We start from the raw sequence: 18206 nt of genomic DNA on the forward strand, positions 1-18206 counted from the left end.
ACACCTGAGCTGCAAACGCCTTTGCTGATCACAAAACCGACAATTTTAATACACTGCAGGCCTTCATCTTTAAGGCAGCAGAGCCTAAACCAACAACATTTCTGCGCTGGGATTAAAGCAACCACAGAGAGCGCCGAGAAGTCACAGAGAGCTCAAAAAATTAATTTTAATAAAAAATTACTAATTACGAATTATTTTGCGAAGGGGCAACTTATGCCCAGGCGGTGAGGAACCGTGCCGGCATGTCATTCTGAAAATCCCTTACATTGGTAGACCATTCGAAAGAGCAATGTAACTCGTGCTTTAGCTCGAGATCTGCCCTGGCCGGCTGAATCTCCCCCTCGCCAGTGCATCAGAATTCTAAAAAAAGAGTTACTCCCCATTCTCTCCTCTTTTTACATCGTAAGGTAAGATGTAAATCGAATTGGTAAAGGGATTGATATCGATGTACACATTAACGCCGTAAACCTGCTGAATCAAATTGAACTGCAGCACTTCGCGCGGCGGACCGGATTTCAAAATCTGGCCTTCATTGAGCAGCAGAAGGCGATCACAAAACTGAGCAGCCAGATTGACCTCGTGCGTAACCAGAACCACGGTCTTTTTTTCGTTAAGGCTCAACTGTTTCAACAGTTTTAAAATGGCGATCTGGTGTTTTAAATCCAGTGAAGCGGTGGGTTCGTCCAGCAGAACGATGGGCGTGTTCTGGGCCAAAACGCTGGCAATAATCACGCGCTGTTTTTCCCCTCCGCTCAGCGAAGAGAACATGCGTTGTTCCAGACCGTGCAAATCGGTTAGCTCAATGGCCTTCCGCACAAAGGGCTCGCCCTGCGGGTCGCCGCCGATGATTCCCGTAAAGTAAGGGTAGCGTCCCATTTCGATCACCTGGCGCACGGTAAAGGGAAAGGTTAGATCCACGCTCTGCGGCACATAGCCGATGGTTCGCGCAATGGCTTTACGTTTCCAGCTTTTCAGATTTTTACCAAACAACTGGTAAGTTCCCTGAGTGGGAGGGTAGAGCGCAGCCATCACTTTGAGTAAAGTCGATTTGCCAACACCATTAGGTCCGATAATACCGACAAATTCCCCGCCGGCAATTTCCAGATCGATATGTTGCAGCACAGGCTCCTCCAGATAGGCAAAGGTAACCCTGTGCAGACGCATGACCGTTTCTTCCATGGAAATCCTGCCCTGAATGTTTTGTCCATGAACAACTTACTATTTTTTAATGGTTGAATGCAACTGCCGCATCCGCCTGTCATTTCGAATCCCGATTCATCGGGATTTTACACTTGCAAACAATTGGTAAGCGCAAGGTTACTCGAGCTTTAGCTCGAGCCGCGCACTGGCACCCCGAACAAATGTCCCGCCTAAATGTAGCGTAACCTGAACTTCAGCTTGAGACTTTCAATTTCTTTAGAAAATGTTTCAGAAGCTTCTGCCCTGCATTTTAAGGACGCTTCAAATTTATTTTTACGTTAATCCCATTCTTGCGTAATTTATTGCGATGAGTGAGTACATTTTAGGTATTTCGGCCTTTTACCATGATTCGGCAGCGGCCCTGTTAAAAGATGGGCAAATCGTAGCTGCAGCACAGGAAGAGCGTTTTTCGCGCAAAAAACACGATCACGCTTTTCCCCTTCAGGCTATTCGATATTGCTTGCAGGAGGCCAGGATTAAAACGGACAGGCTGGATCATGTCGCTTTTTATGAGAAGCCTTTCCTCAAATTTGATCGTATTCTGGAAACCTATTTAACCACAGCCCCTCTGGGATTGCGTTCATTCCTGATGGCCATTCCCCTGTGGATTTCCGAAAAGCTCTGGATTCCGGATTTAATTCAAAAGAAATTGAATTACAACGGTCCGCTCTATTTTGCAGAACATCACGAGTCGCACGCCGCCTCCGCTTTCTTCCCTTCGCCTTTTAAACAGGCGGCCATTTTGACCATGGACGGAGTGGGCGAATGGACCACCAGCTCCATCGGGCGCGGAGAAGGAAACACAATTGAACTAATGATGGAACAAAAATTTCCGCATTCGCTGGGTTTGCTCTACTCTGCTTTTACCTATTTTACCGGATTCAAAGTTAATTCCGGCGAGTACAAGTTGATGGGCCTGGCTCCTTATGGTCAACCCCGCTTTGTGCAGACGATTTTAGATGAATTGCTGGACCTCAAAGAAGACGGTTCGTTCAAATTGAACATGAAGTATTTTAACTATCTGGGCGGTTTGACCATGACCGGCCGCCGGTTTGCCAGATTGTTTGGCGGCCCGCCGCGCAAACCGGAAGCAGCTTTAACGCAGCGTGAAATGGATCTGGCAGCTTCGATCCAGCGCGTTACGGAAGAGATTGTGCTACGCATGGCGCGTTACGTAAAACGGCTTACCGGTCAGAAAAAGCTCTGCCTCGCCGGGGGCGTGGCTCTAAACTGCGTGGCCAATGGCAAATTACTGCGAAGCGGGTTGTTCGATGACTTATGGATTCAACCGGCTGCCGGAGACGCCGGTGGCGCGCTGGGCGCCGCTTTACTGGTCCATCACCACTATTTGAAACATCCGCGTCAGGCTGATGAAATCCATGATCAGCAAAAGGGATCGTACCTGGGGCCATGGTTTTCAGATGCGCGGATTGAAGCCTTTTTACGAAAAACAGGCGCGCCCTACGTCAGGCTCTCAGATGAACATCTGTTTGAAATGGTGGCCGCTGAACTGGAAAAGGGGAAAGTCGTAGGCTGGTTTCAGGGACGAATGGAGTTTGGCCCGCGCGCCCTGGGCAATCGCTCCATTTTAGGCGATCCCCGCCACCCACAAATGCAGCGCAAAATGAATCTGAAAATCAAATTTCGCGAGAGTTTCCGCCCATTTGCTCCAGCCGTTCTGGAAGAGGATGCCAGGAACTGGTTTCAGATTGACCGTCCCAGTCCTTACATGTTACTGGTGGCGCCGGTACACCCTCTTAAGCGAGTGGCCTCTGAACAACAGGGGCCGGCCCAGGGTCTGGAGCGCCTGCACATCAAACGTTCGCATATTCCGGCTGTGACCCATGTGGATTATTCGGCGCGTTTGCAAACGGTTCACTCCCAAACCAATCCGCGTTTTTACCGGCTGTTGCAAGCCTTTAAAGAAAGAACAGGTTATCCGCTACTCATCAATACTTCTTTTAATGTGCGCGGCGAACCGATTGTGGCCTCTCCGGCCGATGCCTATTACTGTTTTTTACGCACGGAGATGGATCTGCTGGTTCTGGGCAATTATCTCTTACGTAAAGAAAATCAACCCACGCAACAAATCGAGAAAGCCAGAGAGGAGGTGTTTGAACTTGATTAGAACACTTTGGCAAGAGCAACCCACGCGCCGTGTACTGCGCCAATTTGTGTTAACCGTCGGGCTGCTGTCCCTGGCGTTTTTGATCTGGGCCGTTTTTACTGATCATTTGATTTTAGCAAAGATCTTTGCCGCTCTGCTCGTTGTCCTATTGAGTGGATGGTTGATTCGCCCCCTGCTTATCCTGTTTTACCGAATCTGGATGACATTGGGGCATGGATTGGGCTTTATCATGTCGCGCCTGATTCTTTTGCTAATATTCTATTTAATTTTTACCCCCATTGGCTTTGGTCTTAAATTATTCAAAAAGCAAACTCTGGATTTAAAATGGGAGCCCCAAAAATCGACCTATTGGCAAAAGCGCCAGACCACACAAAGTGATTTGACGAAATTGCATTAATCATTACACTAAAAGGAGCCGGAATGAGTAAAATCAAAATTGTGGGAGAATACCTGAAATTTTTAAAATCACATAAAAAGTGGTGGTTGTTGCCCATTGTCTTCGTACTTTTCTTCCTGGGAATAATCATTGTGCTGGCCCAGGGGAGTCCGGTAGCGCTTTTTATTTACAGCCTATTTTAGAGATGATTTTGAAATATTGCCGGCCATTGTTACGTTTTAATCCCAAATAAGGGTAGGCTTATGGATTTAGAACTATTAAAAAACACGCTGATCAAGCTTTTCCACCGTGGTTTTGAAAAAGAAAAAATTCAAAAACTTTTTAACTATCTGGCGCAAATAGATGAAAAACAGCTCCGCAAACTCTATCCGAACCATCTGGCCATTAAACTGGACTTTGATTACCAGGAAACTTTAAAACTGGTGACCTATGGCGTGCTTGACGGTCTGTTTGAGATGGAATGGCAGGTGTTTTGCCCGCATTGCCACAGCCTTAATTTTGAAACGCCCACCTTAAAAAATTTGCGTGTGCATGAACATTGCCAGGTTTGTGGTTCAGAATACGAGCCGGAAGGCGATCACAATGTACAGGTAGTGCTGGCCTTACATCCCCGTTTTTTTGATGAAGTTTTAAAAAAAGACGACACAGAAGCGGAAAAGATCGATCCCCGGCTAAAACCGTTAACGGTGCTTGATCTGCTGGGATACCCGGATTTTAGAGAGCAGTTTAGCGAACAGGTGCCGCGTTTGAATCAGGGCATAAAAATTCGTAGTGTGAGCATCATGTTCACCGATTTAATCAGCTCCACCAGTATGTACGAGAAAATTGGCGATGTCCAGGCCTTTTTACTGGTCAATGAGCATTTCGAAATTCTGTTCAACACCATCATTGAAAAATATGGTGGAGTGATTAAAACCATTGGTGATGCCGTCATGGCTGTTTTTAAAGATCACACATTGGCGCTGGAAGCGGCCCTGGAGATCAAAGAACACGTCGATCACTTCTTTAAAATGCGTTTGCCCCATTTTTCATCGGGAATTAAAATCAGTTTACATGCTGGCCCGGCTATTGTGGTTAACCTGAACGACACCTTTGATCTTTTTGGTTCAACGGTCAATAAAACTGCGCGCCTGGTCTCTTACGCCAAACCGCAGGCCATTGTGACCAGTCAAGAGTTTTTCAATCAGACCAAAAAGGAACTCAATCGTTTTTCGGTGGGCAAGGTTTCTAAAAAAGAGGTGTTGTTAAAAGGCCTGAATGGCAAAGAAGAGGTCTACTTTTTTTATGTGCAGTAATTCAAACACTGTGTGTAATTTGCCTTCCATTCAGGAATTAAAAGGAACCCAGGGATGTAAGAGTCCGGGCCGGGCCATCAGGTCAAACCTTTGAGTAAGAGAACGATGCCATTGGAACAAGGTTTTATTCAGGTTTACACGGGCAACGGAAAGGGGAAAACTACCGCGGCCATTGGACAGATCATTCGTGCTTTAGGCCATGGCTTTCATGTGTACCTGGCTCAGTTCATGAAGAATTTTCCCTATGGCGAACGGAAAATTTTACGTCGTTTTGGTTCGCAAATAATCATCAAAAACTGGGGAAACGATGCTTTTGTATTTCAGAAACGGCCGCCCTCAAACGCCTTGCGGACGGAGATGTTTCAGGGATTGCAGGAAGCACGAGAGGCCATGCTTGGTTTAAAGTATGAGCTCATTGTACTGGATGAAGTGCTGGTTTCCATCTATTTTAAGCTGTTTACAACGGAGCAGATTGTAGATTTTTTAAAACAGAAACCGCGGTCCGTTGAAGTAATTTTGACCGGGCGTTATTGCCCTAAAGAAATCATTGAAATGGCCGATCTGGTGACTGAAATGAAAGAAATAAAGCACTATTATCAGCAAGGCATTACGGCCCGGAAAGGATTTGAAAATTGATGGGTTTGCGTTAAAAATTTAACTTGTTTTTAATCGAATTAATTTTTAAAATGGAGTGTGACAGGGGCGGGGTGAAATCAACATTTTTCTTTTTTTAAGCGCGCGATCTCTCGAATATGGCTCCTTTCGGAAATGAACAAACGTAAAAAAATTAAAAGAGGTGGGCAGCATGTTTTTAGATATGTTTAAACACAAGGGGAAGTTTGTATCTGTAGCCGGTCGGCGCAATATTAAATCCTACCAAAATCTCTATCTGGTTAATAAAAAGAAGATGAACGAAGGGCAGCTTCCTGTTCATCCAGAAAATAAATATTGGGGGGACAATGAACTGGCGCGTAACATCTATGTCAAAAAGTATTTTGTTAAGGATTTGAATAATAATCTGGTAGAACACCGTCCGGAAGACCTTTTTAACCGCGTTGCGTCCTTTGTGGCCGCTATCGAAACAGACCCCAAGAAACAGGAAGAATGGGCCGAAAAATTTTACCGCTACATGTACGAAGGGTATTACATTCCTGGCGGACGGGTGCTGGCTGGTGCCGGGGACCTTTACCGCCTCAAGACCCTGGCCAACTGTTTCGTCTCGCAAATTGCCGGTGACAATATTGAGGCCATCTACCAGTCTGCCTATGAATGTGCGCGTACCTACTCGTACGGTGGGGGCATTGGCGTAGATATCTCCGTGTTGCGTCCTAAAAATTCGGTTGTACATAATGCAGCCGACACATCTACAGGAGCCGTGTCTTTCATGGATCTGTTTTCTTTAACCACTGGACTAATCGGGCAGAGCGGTCGGCGCGGCGCGCTGATGCTAACTATCGATGTCAAACACCCTGACGTTATCGATTTCATCAAAGTTAAAAAAATTCCTAACTGGGTAACCAAGCAGATTGTTGAACAGCTTAAGTGGACCAATCAATTCGATAATTACCAGCTCAAAGAGATCGAAAAACAGGTCATGGAAAACACCCAGGTGCGTTTTGCCAACATCAGCGTCAAGGCTTCTGATGAGTTCATGCAGGCTGTTTACGAGCAGAAAAATTATGGACCGGACAAAATTCTGGTTTACAAAAAATTCAACAAGAGCATGCTGTCCAGCGCCTATCTGGAAGAAACGCAACACTATTCCATTCAAATTCCGGCAAAGAATATCGAAGAATATGAGTTGTTCAAGGTTTTTGGCGATATCAGCTCCTTAAATGATTTCCTTTACAAAAATTACGAATTGATCATTACCGAAACGGACCTGGGCGATCCAAACAAGCGTGATGTGTACGGAGACCTGGTCTTACCCATCGATTCCGAACCCTTTGACCTGGCCTTAAAATACAGCGGCGATTTTATGCTCTACTTTGCCTCCAAACCGACGGGCGAAATTCGTCGGTTGATTAAAGCGCGTGAAATCTGGGATGCGTTTGTCGAGGGAAATTACAAAACAGCTGAGCCCGGCTTGATTTTCTGGAGTAAAATGAGCAAATACTCGCCGTCCAACTATGTGGGGCGGCCAATTTCAGCAACCAACCCCTGCGCCGAGGTGCCTCTGGAAGATGGGGGCGCCTGCAATCTGGCTTCCATTAACCTTTCCCGCTTTGTGAAACAGGGCTATCAGCCAGAGGCTGAGATCGATTGGGGTACCTTAAAATCGGTAACGCGGGCCGTGGTGCGATTTCTGGACAATGTGGTGAGCTGGAACGAAGTGCTCAATCCCTTAGAGAAGCAACGCAAAGCGGCTGCCGAAACGCGTCGCCTGGGGCTGGGCATCATGGGCGCCGCCGACATGCTCAATCAGTTGGGCATTGGCTATGATTCTGACGAAGGCATTGCCCTCCTGGAAAAAGTCATGCAAACCATTGCCGATGAATCTTACCAGGCCTCGGCTGAGCTGGCTGCCGAAAAAGGCCCCTCTCCCATTTTCGATTACGAAAAATATGCCCAGGGTCCTTTCTTTAAAGAAGCGCTTTCAAAGGAAACCCGCGAGCTGATTAAAGAAAAGGGGTTACGCAATATTGCTATTCTGTCGATTGCTCCTACCGGTTCGATTAGTAATATTGCACTCAGTTTCAAAATCGGAGACAAACATTATCTGGGCGTCTCTTCCGGTATTGAGCCCATTTTCGCGCTCTACTACACCCGTCGCTCGGAATCGTTTGGCAATCAGTTTTTCAAAGTGTTCCATTCCACGGTTCAGGCCTATATCGATTTACACAATCTACAGGACAAGGTGGCCAATGCACAGACCGAAGCGGAATTGACCGATTATTTGCCTCCACACTTTTTCCGTACCGCCCATCATGTGAATGCAGAAAAGCGTGTGGACATCCAGGGTAGATGCCAGAAATATGTGGATCACAGCATTTCATCTACGGTTAATCTGCCGGAAACCATTGAGCCCGAGGTCATTTCCAACATCTATTTGCTGGCCTGGAAAAAGGGCTTGAAGGGCATTACTATTTATCGGGACGGAAGCCGCTATCCGATTTTGACCGTGGACGGACAAAAGACAGAATTTCAACGCATGAAAGAAAAATTATTTAAAATTTTGTTGAATGATGCCAAAGAAGAGGTTACATTAAAAGGTGACGATGTGATCCAGACACCCGATGGCAAATTGACTACGGTGTACCACTATTTAAAATCAATGGAGCACAATAACGGCTAAATATGAGGAGTAATGCTTATCATGATTAAGATTAGAGATCAAAAATTTGAAATTAAAGAAGTTAAACACGAAGAACCTTTAGACAACGTAACGGATCATGTATTGGAACGACCGGACGTGGTCAATGCCAAGGTATACCGTTTGCGCAGCGGTTTTGTGAAACACAGCGTGTACATTACTCTGGGTTACATTACTCAAAACGGCAAAAATCGTCCAATCGAAATTTTTATTAATAGCAAAGACCTTACCAAGAATGCAGAATATGCTGTCTTAACGCGTTTAATTTCAGCCATCTTTCGCAAATCGGCCAATCCGGTTTTTATTCTGGAAGAATTAAGCAGCATTCACGATCCCAATGGTGGATATCATAAAAACGGGAAATACATCCATTCTTTTTATTCAGAAATTGCCGATGTGATTGAACGATTCTTCCGCGAAATCGGCTGTATGAATGAGGAAGAAGAAGGCGACCCTTCGATTATTCCTGAAGTCACCAAGGTCCTTAATCCCGAGATGGAACCCAAAACGCCAACCAACACGGAATTTTTTATTTGCCCCGAATGCAATCAGAAAAGTGTAAAGATGGAAAATGGCTGTTTAACCTGTGTCAATCCGGAATGCACTTACAGTAAGTGCGACCATTAAGAATTTTTGTCAAGACCTGAATTTTGTTACCTCCCACATCCCTTTTTCTCCGAAAAGCAGGCTTAGAGGAAAATCAGTCAGTTGGGAAGCCCGGGTTTCCGAACTACGCCTGAAGCTCAACCTGTTTGTCATTTCTACCGCTGCCTCGATTGCGCGAGGAAGAGCGGAGAAATTCTGCTCTAGCGTAAGGGCCAAGCATTTTCCTGAAGATGGTTCCAAAAGTGTATTCCATAGGCGCGGCAGGTATTTTTTTGAAAAATTAACTTTTCTTACAAGACGTTTAATAAAGGTTCATTTAAGTAAGACGATCTTCTTCGTTTTTATTTGTAATTGATTTAATACGTTGGATTTAAATTTGATGCGCACCAGATAGGTTCCGCTGGAAAGCAAAGCATTTCGATCGGATTGCCCATTCCAGGGAAAGTGGTAGGTGCCTTTTGGAACCATTGTTTGTACCAGAGTTTTTACTTTTTTACCATTCACATTAAAAATAGTAATAGTCAATTTACCGGACGCTGGAGTTTGTAAACGGATGGTGGTTTGAGGATTGAATGGATTGGGATACGCACTAACCAGTAACGCGCTGTGCAGAACAGAAGGTTGGCTCTTTGCAATAGGCGTGGCTGTAACCGTTAGCTGCAAGGAATCAATGACCAGTGGTAAATTTGGAATTTGTTGATAATAGGATTCGAATGTCCGAACTTCGGGCGTATTGTACTGGAATAGATCTGCCACAAAACGGGGACTCAGACTCTGGTAATTCAATTTAACCGTTAACACATACTGATTATTTATGTTCAAGCCGCCAATTTTGTAAAGAACGGTGTCACTTCCGGAACCATTGCGATTGAAATCCGCATCGCTAACAGCCTTTCCAATGATGGCCGTGGAATCGTACGCCGGGCCATTTACACTAAATCCCTGCGGCGGGATGCGATTGTCTTTAAGATAACCGGCAGCGCGCAACAGGGTGTAGTTAACGTTGTTGTCCACGTCCTTCATCACCGATTGGTAAATTTGCACCTGTTCCGGTTTGGTAATTATTGTGTAATGCGGTTCGAAAGGTTCGGATAAGTAGCGAATTTCTCCTGAATCGGCATCCCATGCGCCGGATTCAAACAACACCTGTCCCTGTGCATCGTTTAAGCGTAGTTCCAGCCAGGCACGCCGACTGGGGTAAGCGGTTGGAAACTTGTGTCCGGTTTTGTTCTGAACGGCTATTTTGATCAGCAGAGAGTCATTGGTTAACCATTGGTATTGGGCCGATAGTTCCGCGGTTTCATTCTGCAAAATCCGAACGGTTCGCGCGATGGTGCTGTCAATTTGTGCGTCGGTAGCAGTTAAACCCAGGTCGGCACGATTGGCTCTTAATAATTGCAGCATGTAAACGTTACCGCCCACAAAATAATGCAAGGCAAATTTGCTGCGCGCTCCCAGAGAGTTGGGGCGGTTAGAAATGATAACGCTCTCCTCAAGTTCTGGCATATGACAGGTCTGGCATTGTACATTGCGGGCCGGAAAGACGCTGTTTTTCCACTCCAGGTAAGGCGTCTGTTCCGGCGCCTCTCCCACCACATTGCCGTCGTTATCCACATAAGGCGTGAACAGAGTGTGACAGGTGGCGCAGAGCTCCGATTGCAACGTTTGAGCGCCGTAGGTTGGCGTGTAGTTCACATTATTTTGCATGGGGCCCGTTAAAGGATTCTGGAATGGTCCATAAATGAGACGATCATTTTCAATGAGATAATGTCCGCTGAAACTTACCGATTGGCCCAGGTTATCGCTTTTAATCTGGTGACAAACTGTGCAGCTTACTCCGTCCATGGCCAGTGGATCTGTTTTCATCTCGGCGATTGTGTAGCCGGAAGCGCCGTTGTAGATGGCTTCGGTGCGCCCCATGGGCGCATGGCAGGTGGTGCATTTGTCTTCAATGACACTTTGCAAATGTGGATTGGCTTCAATTTCCGCAGAAACTTTTGCCTGCCAGAAAGGATCTCGGGCTGCATTGGCCATCATTGTGGAACGCCATAAAGTAACCGGCGAAACATCATGTCCGTGGGCATCTAACAACGCGCTTGTGTTAGGAGACCCGGGCTGATGGCAGGTGGCGCAATTGCCTGAACCGCTAAACAGAGTAGAGGTTTGCGTGGGCAGGTTCTGCGCCATTAAAGATGTTAATCCCAGCCCTACCATGACTGCAAGAAGAAATAATTTAAGCATATTCCTCCAAAGTCTTTGTGATTTTTACATTTTACACATGGCCAATTGCAGTATTGCTGCCTCCCGAATTTCCTGATGGCTCTTTTTAGACCATACGGAAATAACATTAAATATTATCGATCAATGAGTAAGTATCTTTAATGGCTACGACGACTCCCATTCTTTTCAAAGTAAAGGTAAATTCCGTTTGATTTAAAAAGACAGTTTTCTTTTCTGCATCACACTTTCATTCAAAGTTAAGTACAATGTTCATCGCTTTGTTTTCGAACGTAAAGGCTGAATGTTGCTATTTTTTATCAGATCTGCCATTTTTAAACTTGCCAGCTCTTAACCCGTTTGCAACGGCCAACAATTCTGATGCTTCGTGAAAGAAAACGGCCGTGGCCACAGTCATCATACCGGCGACGGCTGTGGGAATTAAAAAAAGCAAAACAAGCAAGGAAAAGACGATGTTTTCTGTGCTTACAATGCGAACTTTTTTGCCCAGTCTTAAGGCAAAGGGAATCTTTGCCAGGTCGTCGCCCATCAGAGCGATATCGGCCGCCTCAATGGCTGCATCAGTACCGGCAGCGCCCATGGCAAAGCCAACGGTTGCCTGTGCCAGCGCCGGAGCGTCGTTTATGCCGTCGCCTACCATGGCCACGGCCCCATATTGTCGCAGCAGTTCTTTCAGGGCGTCCATTTTATTTTCCGGTTTTAAGCCGGCGCGCACATCATCCACTTTTAACTCTCTGGCAATGGCCTGCGCTGTTTGTTCATTATCGCCGGTTAAAATAGCCACTTTGATGCCCAGTCGGTGCAACTCTTCAATCATTTGAACGGCGCCGGGCCGGATTTCGTCCCGAACGGCCAGCAGCCCTTTTACCTCATGGTCGCTGCCCACGACAATGACGGTTTTAGCCTGTTCGCGCAAAGCTCGCGCCTTAGATTCCAGAGCAGGTATCAGGGCGTTGCTGCCCATCAATTCCGGGCGTCCCACTACAAAAAACTTACCGTTAATTTTAGCCCGGGCGCCGTATCCAGCAATAGATTTAAACTCGCTAACTTCAAGAGCTTTTATGTTTAATTCTTCCGCTTTTTGAACAATGGCTCTGGCCAGAGGATGCTCCGAAAGCCGTTCAATACTTAAAGCGACTTGCAATAGATCCTCTACCGTGCCGTTGGCCGGAATGATGTCCGTAATCACCGGTTTGCCCATGGTTAGCGTACCGGTTTTGTCAAAGGCCATGGCTTTTAATTTTCCAAGATTTTCCAGATGCACGCCGCCTTTGATTAAAACACCATTTTTACCGGCGGTGCCTATTCCAGCGGCCAGGGCCACCGGCGTGGACATAATCAATGCGCACGGCGCTGCGGCAACCAGCAATACCACGGCTCTTGATGCCCAGAATGAAAGCGAAGCGCCTAAAAGGTAAGGGACAATAATCATTAAAAGAGCGCTTACCAGCACCAGCGGAGAATATCTGCGGCCAAACCGTTCGATAAAGGCCTGCGCTTTACCTTTTTGCTCCTGGGCCTCTTCCACCAGATGGATCATTTTGGCCAGGGTATTGTCCTGGAAGGTAGCTGTGGCGCGAATCTCCAGGGCGCCTTCCTGATTCATGGTCGCAGCAAAAACAGGCTGTCCTTCTTCTTTCACCACCGGCGTCGATTCCCCGGTAACCGGCGCTTCGTTTACAGTGGAACGGCCTTTGATGATAATACCGTCCGTGGGAATGGATTCGCCGGGTCTGACCAGAAAGATATCGCCCACCTTCAATGTTTCGGCGGGTACGACTTCTTCTTTGCCGCTGCGCAGCAGGTGCGCTTCTTTGGGCGCCAGGTCCAGCAATTTACGAATGGAAGCTCGAGTTTTGGCGTAGGTGTACTCCTCCAGACCTTCAGCCACGCCATACAAAAAGACCAGAAAGGCCGCTTCGTCCCACATGCCCAAAATGGCCGAACCGATCGTGGCGGCGATCATCAGCATTTCAATACCGATCTCTTTTTCTTCGATTAATTCTTCCAGACCTTCGCGCGTCCAGTGATAACCGCCAAGCGCAATGGCCATGAGGTACAGAACAATCTCCCATGTTTGGGCAATCATGCCTGTGAGGGAAAGAGTAAAAGTCAGTCCCGTAATTGCTCCGGCAATTAGAGCATTACGCATGGGAGGGTGGCTGTACCACTTGCCATAGAAAGCCTCTTTTTCTTGCTTATTCATTTTTGTTAACTCCTTTCGATTTAATTAACCAGTAAATTAAAATTTACCCATGGCTCAATCCCATGCAGATATTGAGCCTGCTTTTTGCGCTGTAACATTCTTTCCCATAGTAGGAAAGAATCAAATGATGAAAGTTTTCTTTTAAACCTCCGGCCCCGTTGAATTTAAAAAATTGCCTTCTGGTCGGCGCATGTGTTTTTTTTAGAACTTAAACGAGGCCAGAAGGCAGGAGAGCTGCTCTAAACAGCAGCCTCTCCGCGTTCACCTGTGCTAATGCGAATGGCCTCCTGTAGACCGCAAATGTAAATTTTACCATCGCCGCGCAAACCGGTGTGCGCCGTTGTTTCAATAGCTTCTACAACGCGATCGAGCAATTCGTCATTGCAAAAAACTTCAATCTTTATGTGCGGTACAAAATCAACTAATTGTTCTTCCAGAGAGGTTTTTGTTTTACGGCCACGGCCAAAACCTTTAACCTCAAGCACGGTCATGCCACTCAAATGTTCTATATGGCGCAAAGCCATGGTAACCTCGGTTAGCTTGTGCGGTTTAATATAGGCGATTACATGTTTCATTTTTTTTTCCTTTCTTGTATTAATCATTTAAAAAATATTGAAAAAGTTTGTACCTCAATCTACCTCCAGCTCGCTCTCAATGTTGATTGAGAACCATTTGTAAATAGCCGGAATGACCAGTAGCGTTAGAATAGTTGAAGTTACTAATCCGCCAACTACAACAATGGCCAGCGGACGCTGTACCTCGCTGCCCACGCCCGTTGCCATCAGTAAGGGAATTAATCCCAGCGCGGTGGTAATGGCGGTCATCAGCACGGGGCGCAGTCGCAAAAGCGCGCCTTTTACCGAAGCCTCATCAATGGGCATGCCATCTTTTAACAGCTTATTCAGATAGGAAACAAGCACCATGCCGTTTTCCAGGGCGATGCCGAACAAAGCAATAAAGCCCACCGAGGCCGGTACCGATAGATTCTGCCCGAATATCCACAGAGCGGCGACGCCGCCCACCAGCGCCAGTGGGATATTAAGCAAAATCAGAAAGGTGTTTTTCAGAGAACCGAAGCTGGAAAAGAGCAGCACAAAAATGATGATCAGCGTAATGGGAATAACCACGGCCAGCCGCTTGTTTGCCTCCTGCTGCAGGCGGAACTGTCCGCCCCAGGTCACCAGATAGCCGGGCGGCAAACTCACATTTTCATCGATGGCTTTTTGCGCTTCGGCCACAAAAGAGCCGATGTCGCGGCCCACCACATTGCTCTGGATAGTGATAAAGCGCTGGCTGTTCTGGCGCGTAATCTGGCGCGGCCCGACGATCTCTTTGATTTCTGCAATTTGAGCCAGGGGAATGTGCGTGCCGTCCGGCGTTTCAATCAGAATTTGTTCGATTTGCTGCGGCGTGCTGCGAAATTCCGGCGCAAAACGCACCAGAATATCGAACCGTTTAACGCCTTCAAAGAGCTGTCCGGCCACCTCTCCGCCCACAGTAGAGCGAATTACCCTCTGGACGTCTTCCATGTTAATGCCGTAACGGGCTATGGCATGTCGATCAGGACGAATCAATAATTGTGGCGTACCGCTGATCTGATCGGGCTGCACATCTGCGGCGCCGGGAACGCGCTGCACCACGCGGGCAATTTCGTCGGCTTTTTCTTTTAGAATTTCCAGATCGTCGCCAAACAACTTGATGGCCAGCTCGGCGCGCACGCCTTCTAATAATTCATCCACCGTCATTTGAATGGGCTGCGTAAAATTGGCCAGAATACCGGGAATCTCTCCCACTTCATGGCGAATAACATCTTCTAATTCCTGCTGCGTTTTTGCCGTGCGCCACTCTTCTTTGGGTTTAAGCAGAATGTACATCTCGGCGCTATTAATTGGATCGGTATGCGCGCCGACCTCCCCACGGCCGATGCGCGTAACCACATGCTCCACTTCCGGCACCTGCATCACACGTCGCTCTACAATTTGGGTAAGCCGTGTGCTTTCGGTTAATGAAATGGAAGGCGACATGGTTAGGCGCAAAATAATGGTGCCTTCCTGAAGTGTTGGGGTGAATTCAGATCCCAATTGGGGAAAGATTGCAATGCCCATCAATAATAGAATAATTGCCAGGGCAATGGCCATAAATCTTTTTTTGATGAAAAACCGAATAACGGGCTCGTAGGTTTTTTGCAAAAAACGGACAACCGCAATTTCTTTGGAATCGCTTTTCTTGCCTTGATTTTTGGGCCGGCGCATGAACAGATGGGAAAAAAGCGGCGCTAACAAGAGAGCGAAAATAAGCGAGCCCAACATGGCCAGCGAGACGGTAAAGGCCAACGGCTTAAAGGTTTTGCCTTCAACGCCCTGCAGAGTGAAAAGAGGTAAAAAGACCACGATGATTATGGAAATGGCAAACACGATGGGCCTGGCCACTTCTCTGGCCGCCCTGGCCACCACGTGAATGCGCGGTTCATCAGACTTCGAACTGCGTAACATGCGGTCGACGTTTTCAACCATTACAATCGTTCCATCCACCATCATCCCAATGGCGATGGCCAATCCGCCAAAAGACATTAAATTGATGGAAAGATTTAAGTAGCGCATGCCGATAAAGGCAAATAAAATGGAAAAAGGAATGGATAGGGCAACCACCACACTGGGACGGATAGAGCCCATAAAGATAATCAAAATTAATGCCACCAGAATAATGCCCTGCAGCAGCGCATTGGTCACCGTAGAAACGGCCGCCTGCACCAGCGATTTTTGCTGGTAGTAGGGAACAATGCGCACGCCTTCAGGCAGAATTTTGTTAATCTCTTTTAGCTTTTGTTCTACCTTGCTGATTACGGTGGAAGAGTTTGTCCCGTAAAGCTTAACCACCATGCCGGCCACAACTTCTTCTATTCCGTCCCGTGTTTGAACGCCGCGCCGCACTGCGCCGCCAATCTTGACTTCGGCGATCTGCTTTAAGTAAATGGGCGTTCCGTCAATAGATTTAATGACGATGTTTTCAACATCTTCAATGTTCGAAACCAGACCCACCGAACGCACAATGAATTCTTCCGCGTTTTTTTCAATGAACTGTGCGCCCACGTTCAAATTGTTGGCCCGGACCTTCTCGATAATGTCCTGCATGGTAACGTCGTAGCGCTGCAGAGCATTGGCATCGACCACCACCTGATACTGCTTTTCCCAGCCGCCAATGCCCAGCACTTCGGTAACGCCCGGCACGGTTTGCAGCTGATATTTGATTAACCAATCCTGAATGGTTCGCAGTTCGGTTAATGAGTACTGCCCGGTGGTGTCTTCCAGGTAGTAAAAAAGGATTAATCCCATGCCGGTCGAGATGGGTCCCATCTGTGGATCGCCGAAGCCTTCCGGGATTTGCTCGCGCGCTTCCTGCAGGCGTTCGTTTACCACCTGGCGAGCAAAATAAATATCGGTACCGTCTTTAAAATAAATATTGACCACCGATAAGCCAAAATTGGACACCGAGCGGATGGTCTCCAGATTGGGCAGGCCGTTCATGGCCGCCTCTACCGGAAAGGTGACGTATTTTTCAATCTCTTCCGGAGCCAGACCTTCCGTTTCGGTAAACACCTGAACCAGAGTCGGCGAAACGTCCGGGAAGGCATCAATCGGCAATTGCTTGTAACTAAACCAGCCTCCGGCCATAATCAGGATGGCCAGCGATAAGACCAGCAATCGATTTTTAAGTGAAAACTCTATTAATTTATTCATTTTGTTTCTCCACTTTAATTAAGAACAACAATTTGTGTCCATACTCAAGACGCAAATTTCTGAATAAAGATTTACATTCTTGATGCTTTACTCTTTCATTAAATTGCTGTTTATCCATGTTAATGTTCTTCGCCAAGCTCGCTTTTTAACAATTCGGCTTTTAATGTAAAACCACCTTTACTCACATACACATCGCCTGCATTTAGGCCGTGCGTGATTTCTACATTGACTTCATTTTCTCTGCCGACTTCAACGGATTGTGGTTTAAATCCCTTTTTTGTTTGAATAAAAATGACCGTCTGATCTTCCAATGTCTGAAGCGCTGTTTTAGGCACCAGAATATCGACTTTTAAGTCATTAGTAGTTATTTTGCCTGTGACAAAGAGCCCTGGCTTCCAGATTCTTTTGGGATTGGGCAAAACGACGCGCGCTTTTGCCGTTCTGGTAACCTCGTCGATGATGGGCGAAATGTAATCAATAACGCCTTCTACTCTGGGCAAGCCAGGCCCTGCAAAAATCAAAACCTTTTGTCCCTTATCAACGTAGGGCAGGTCTTTCTGATACACTTGCAGGTAAACCCAAACGGTATTTAAATTGGCAACTACAAACCCATGACGGCTATCATCTACCACTTCGCCAATGGTCAGATGTTTTTCGACTACAGTGCCGTCAATGAGCGATGTAATCTGGTATTCAACCAGGCTTTCATTGCTTTCTACGATGGCCAGTGTTTCGCCCTTTTTAACATGTTCGCCGATGTGTTTTAACACCTTTTTTACAATGCCCGGAAAACGGGGGTGGATATGAGCCAGATTATCCGGCGGGATAATGATCTCGCCAGGTAGATTAATGTGCATTTGTAAATTGCCAGGACCGGCTGTGCTTAATTCAATACCAAATTCTTTCATTTCTTCTGAAGAGATGGTTACGATTTGCTCATCTTCGTGGATTTCTTCCTCTACGGATGGTTTATCTTCGGTTTTTTCTTCAGGCGCACACTGCCACAGGCTAAAAATGGCAAATATTAAAAGAATGGTTATGCTTAAAAGTTTTTTCTTTTTCATAGGAGTTTCCTCTATCTTTTTT

General features: G+C 46.6%; 14 protein-coding genes. 8 read left to right on the forward strand and 6 right to left on the reverse strand.

Annotated features, from left to right (window positions below):
• Positions 1–228, forward strand: a 228-nt coding sequence (locus ACWB0I_RS13175) for a hypothetical protein (protein WP_479388534.1), incomplete at its 5' end; no start/stop codon positions are given.
• Between the two features lie 144 nt (positions 229–372).
• Here ACWB0I_RS13175 and ACWB0I_RS13180 read toward each other — a convergent pair.
• On the reverse strand, positions 373–1179 hold the full coding sequence (locus ACWB0I_RS13180) for an ABC transporter ATP-binding protein (protein WP_479388535.1): 807 nt from the start codon (positions 1177–1179) through the stop codon (positions 373–375).
• A 328-nt stretch (positions 1180–1507) separates the two neighbouring features.
• Here ACWB0I_RS13180 and ACWB0I_RS13185 point away from each other — a divergent pair, with 328 nt between their 5' ends.
• From ACWB0I_RS13185 to ACWB0I_RS13215, 7 genes are all read left to right on the forward strand, one after another.
• A complete protein-coding gene (locus ACWB0I_RS13185) occupies positions 1508–3328 on the forward strand; it encodes a carbamoyltransferase family protein (protein WP_479388536.1) in 1821 nt (606 codons plus the stop codon).
• Positions 3321–3725 carry an SxtJ family membrane protein gene (locus ACWB0I_RS13190; protein WP_479388537.1) on the forward strand — a complete coding sequence of 135 codons (405 nt, stop codon included), beginning with the start codon at positions 3321–3323 and terminating at the stop codon, positions 3723–3725. Before ACWB0I_RS13185 ends, ACWB0I_RS13190 begins: the two co-directional genes overlap by 8 nt.
• 23 nt (positions 3726–3748) lie before the next feature.
• Positions 3749–3907: a DUF5989 family protein gene (locus ACWB0I_RS13195; protein WP_479388538.1), complete on the forward strand. Its 159-nt coding sequence runs from the start codon at positions 3749–3751 to the stop codon at positions 3905–3907.
• Between the two features lie 60 nt (positions 3908–3967).
• The gene (locus ACWB0I_RS13200; protein ID WP_479388539.1) at positions 3968–5020 is read left to right on the forward strand and encodes an adenylate/guanylate cyclase domain-containing protein; all 1053 of its coding nucleotides are present in this window, start codon (positions 3968–3970) and stop codon (positions 5018–5020) included.
• A gap of 105 nt (positions 5021–5125) precedes the next feature.
• The gene (locus ACWB0I_RS13205) at positions 5126–5656 is read left to right on the forward strand and encodes a cob(I)yrinic acid a,c-diamide adenosyltransferase (protein WP_479388540.1); all 531 of its coding nucleotides are present in this window, start codon (positions 5126–5128) and stop codon (positions 5654–5656) included.
• Between the two features lie 169 nt (positions 5657–5825).
• Positions 5826–8315, forward strand: coding sequence for an adenosylcobalamin-dependent ribonucleoside-diphosphate reductase (locus ACWB0I_RS13210; protein WP_479388541.1), 2490 nt, complete (start codon positions 5826–5828; stop codon positions 8313–8315).
• 21 nt (positions 8316–8336) lie between these two features.
• A complete protein-coding gene (locus ACWB0I_RS13215) occupies positions 8337–8960 on the forward strand; it encodes a TSCPD domain-containing protein (RefSeq protein WP_479388542.1) in 624 nt (207 codons plus the stop codon).
• Positions 8961–9251: 291 nt separating this feature from the next.
• Here the strand turns inward: ACWB0I_RS13215 and ACWB0I_RS13220 are convergent, their stop codons facing one another.
• The 5 genes from ACWB0I_RS13220 to ACWB0I_RS13240 form a co-directional block, all read right to left on the reverse strand.
• Complete coding sequence (locus tag ACWB0I_RS13220) at positions 9252–11180, reverse strand: FlgD immunoglobulin-like domain containing protein (RefSeq protein WP_479388543.1); 1929 nt, start codon at positions 11178–11180, stop codon at positions 9252–9254.
• 286 nt (positions 11181–11466) lie between these two features.
• Entirely contained in the window at positions 11467–13383 is a 1917-nt protein-coding gene (locus ACWB0I_RS13225) for a heavy metal translocating P-type ATPase (RefSeq protein ID WP_479388544.1), read from the reverse strand.
• 239 nt (positions 13384–13622) lie between these two features.
• Positions 13623–13958 (reverse strand): P-II family nitrogen regulator, encoded by a 336-nt coding sequence (locus ACWB0I_RS13230; protein ID WP_479388545.1) that lies wholly within the window; start codon positions 13956–13958, stop codon positions 13623–13625.
• A gap of 54 nt (positions 13959–14012) precedes the next feature.
• The gene (locus ACWB0I_RS13235) at positions 14013–17120 is read right to left on the reverse strand and encodes an efflux RND transporter permease subunit (protein WP_479388546.1); all 3108 of its coding nucleotides are present in this window, start codon (positions 17118–17120) and stop codon (positions 14013–14015) included.
• A 119-nt stretch (positions 17121–17239) separates the two neighbouring features.
• The gene (locus tag ACWB0I_RS13240) at positions 17240–18184 is read right to left on the reverse strand and encodes an efflux RND transporter periplasmic adaptor subunit (protein ID WP_479388547.1); all 945 of its coding nucleotides are present in this window, start codon (positions 18182–18184) and stop codon (positions 17240–17242) included.
• Positions 18185–18206: the final 22 nt, after the last annotated feature.

The organism is Caldithrix sp. (assembly GCF_056497305.1).

Coding starts and splice junctions, on each gene's coding strand:
- ACWB0I_RS13180 (WP_479388535.1), bottom strand. CDS start 1,179: ATGGAAGAAACGGTCATGCGTCTGCACAGGGTTACCTTTGCCTATCTG.
- ACWB0I_RS13185 (WP_479388536.1), top strand. CDS start 1,508: ATGAGTGAGTACATTTTAGGTATTTCGGCCTTTTACCATGATTCGGCA.
- ACWB0I_RS13195 (WP_479388538.1), top strand. CDS start 3,749: ATGAGTAAAATCAAAATTGTGGGAGAATACCTGAAATTTTTAAAATCA.
- ACWB0I_RS13200 (WP_479388539.1), top strand. CDS start 3,968: ATGGATTTAGAACTATTAAAAAACACGCTGATCAAGCTTTTCCACCGT.
- ACWB0I_RS13205 (WP_479388540.1), top strand. CDS start 5,126: ATGCCATTGGAACAAGGTTTTATTCAGGTTTACACGGGCAACGGAAAG.
- ACWB0I_RS13210 (WP_479388541.1), top strand. CDS start 5,826: ATGTTTTTAGATATGTTTAAACACAAGGGGAAGTTTGTATCTGTAGCC.
- ACWB0I_RS13215 (WP_479388542.1), top strand. CDS start 8,337: ATGATTAAGATTAGAGATCAAAAATTTGAAATTAAAGAAGTTAAACAC.
- ACWB0I_RS13220 (WP_479388543.1), bottom strand. CDS start 11,180: ATGCTTAAATTATTTCTTCTTGCAGTCATGGTAGGGCTGGGATTAACA.
- ACWB0I_RS13225 (WP_479388544.1), bottom strand. CDS start 13,383: ATGAATAAGCAAGAAAAAGAGGCTTTCTATGGCAAGTGGTACAGCCAC.
- ACWB0I_RS13230 (WP_479388545.1), bottom strand. CDS start 13,958: ATGAAACATGTAATCGCCTATATTAAACCGCACAAGCTAACCGAGGTT.
- ACWB0I_RS13235 (WP_479388546.1), bottom strand. CDS start 17,120: ATGAATAAATTAATAGAGTTTTCACTTAAAAATCGATTGCTGGTCTTA.
- ACWB0I_RS13240 (WP_479388547.1), bottom strand. CDS start 18,184: ATGAAAAAGAAAAAACTTTTAAGCATAACCATTCTTTTAATATTTGCC.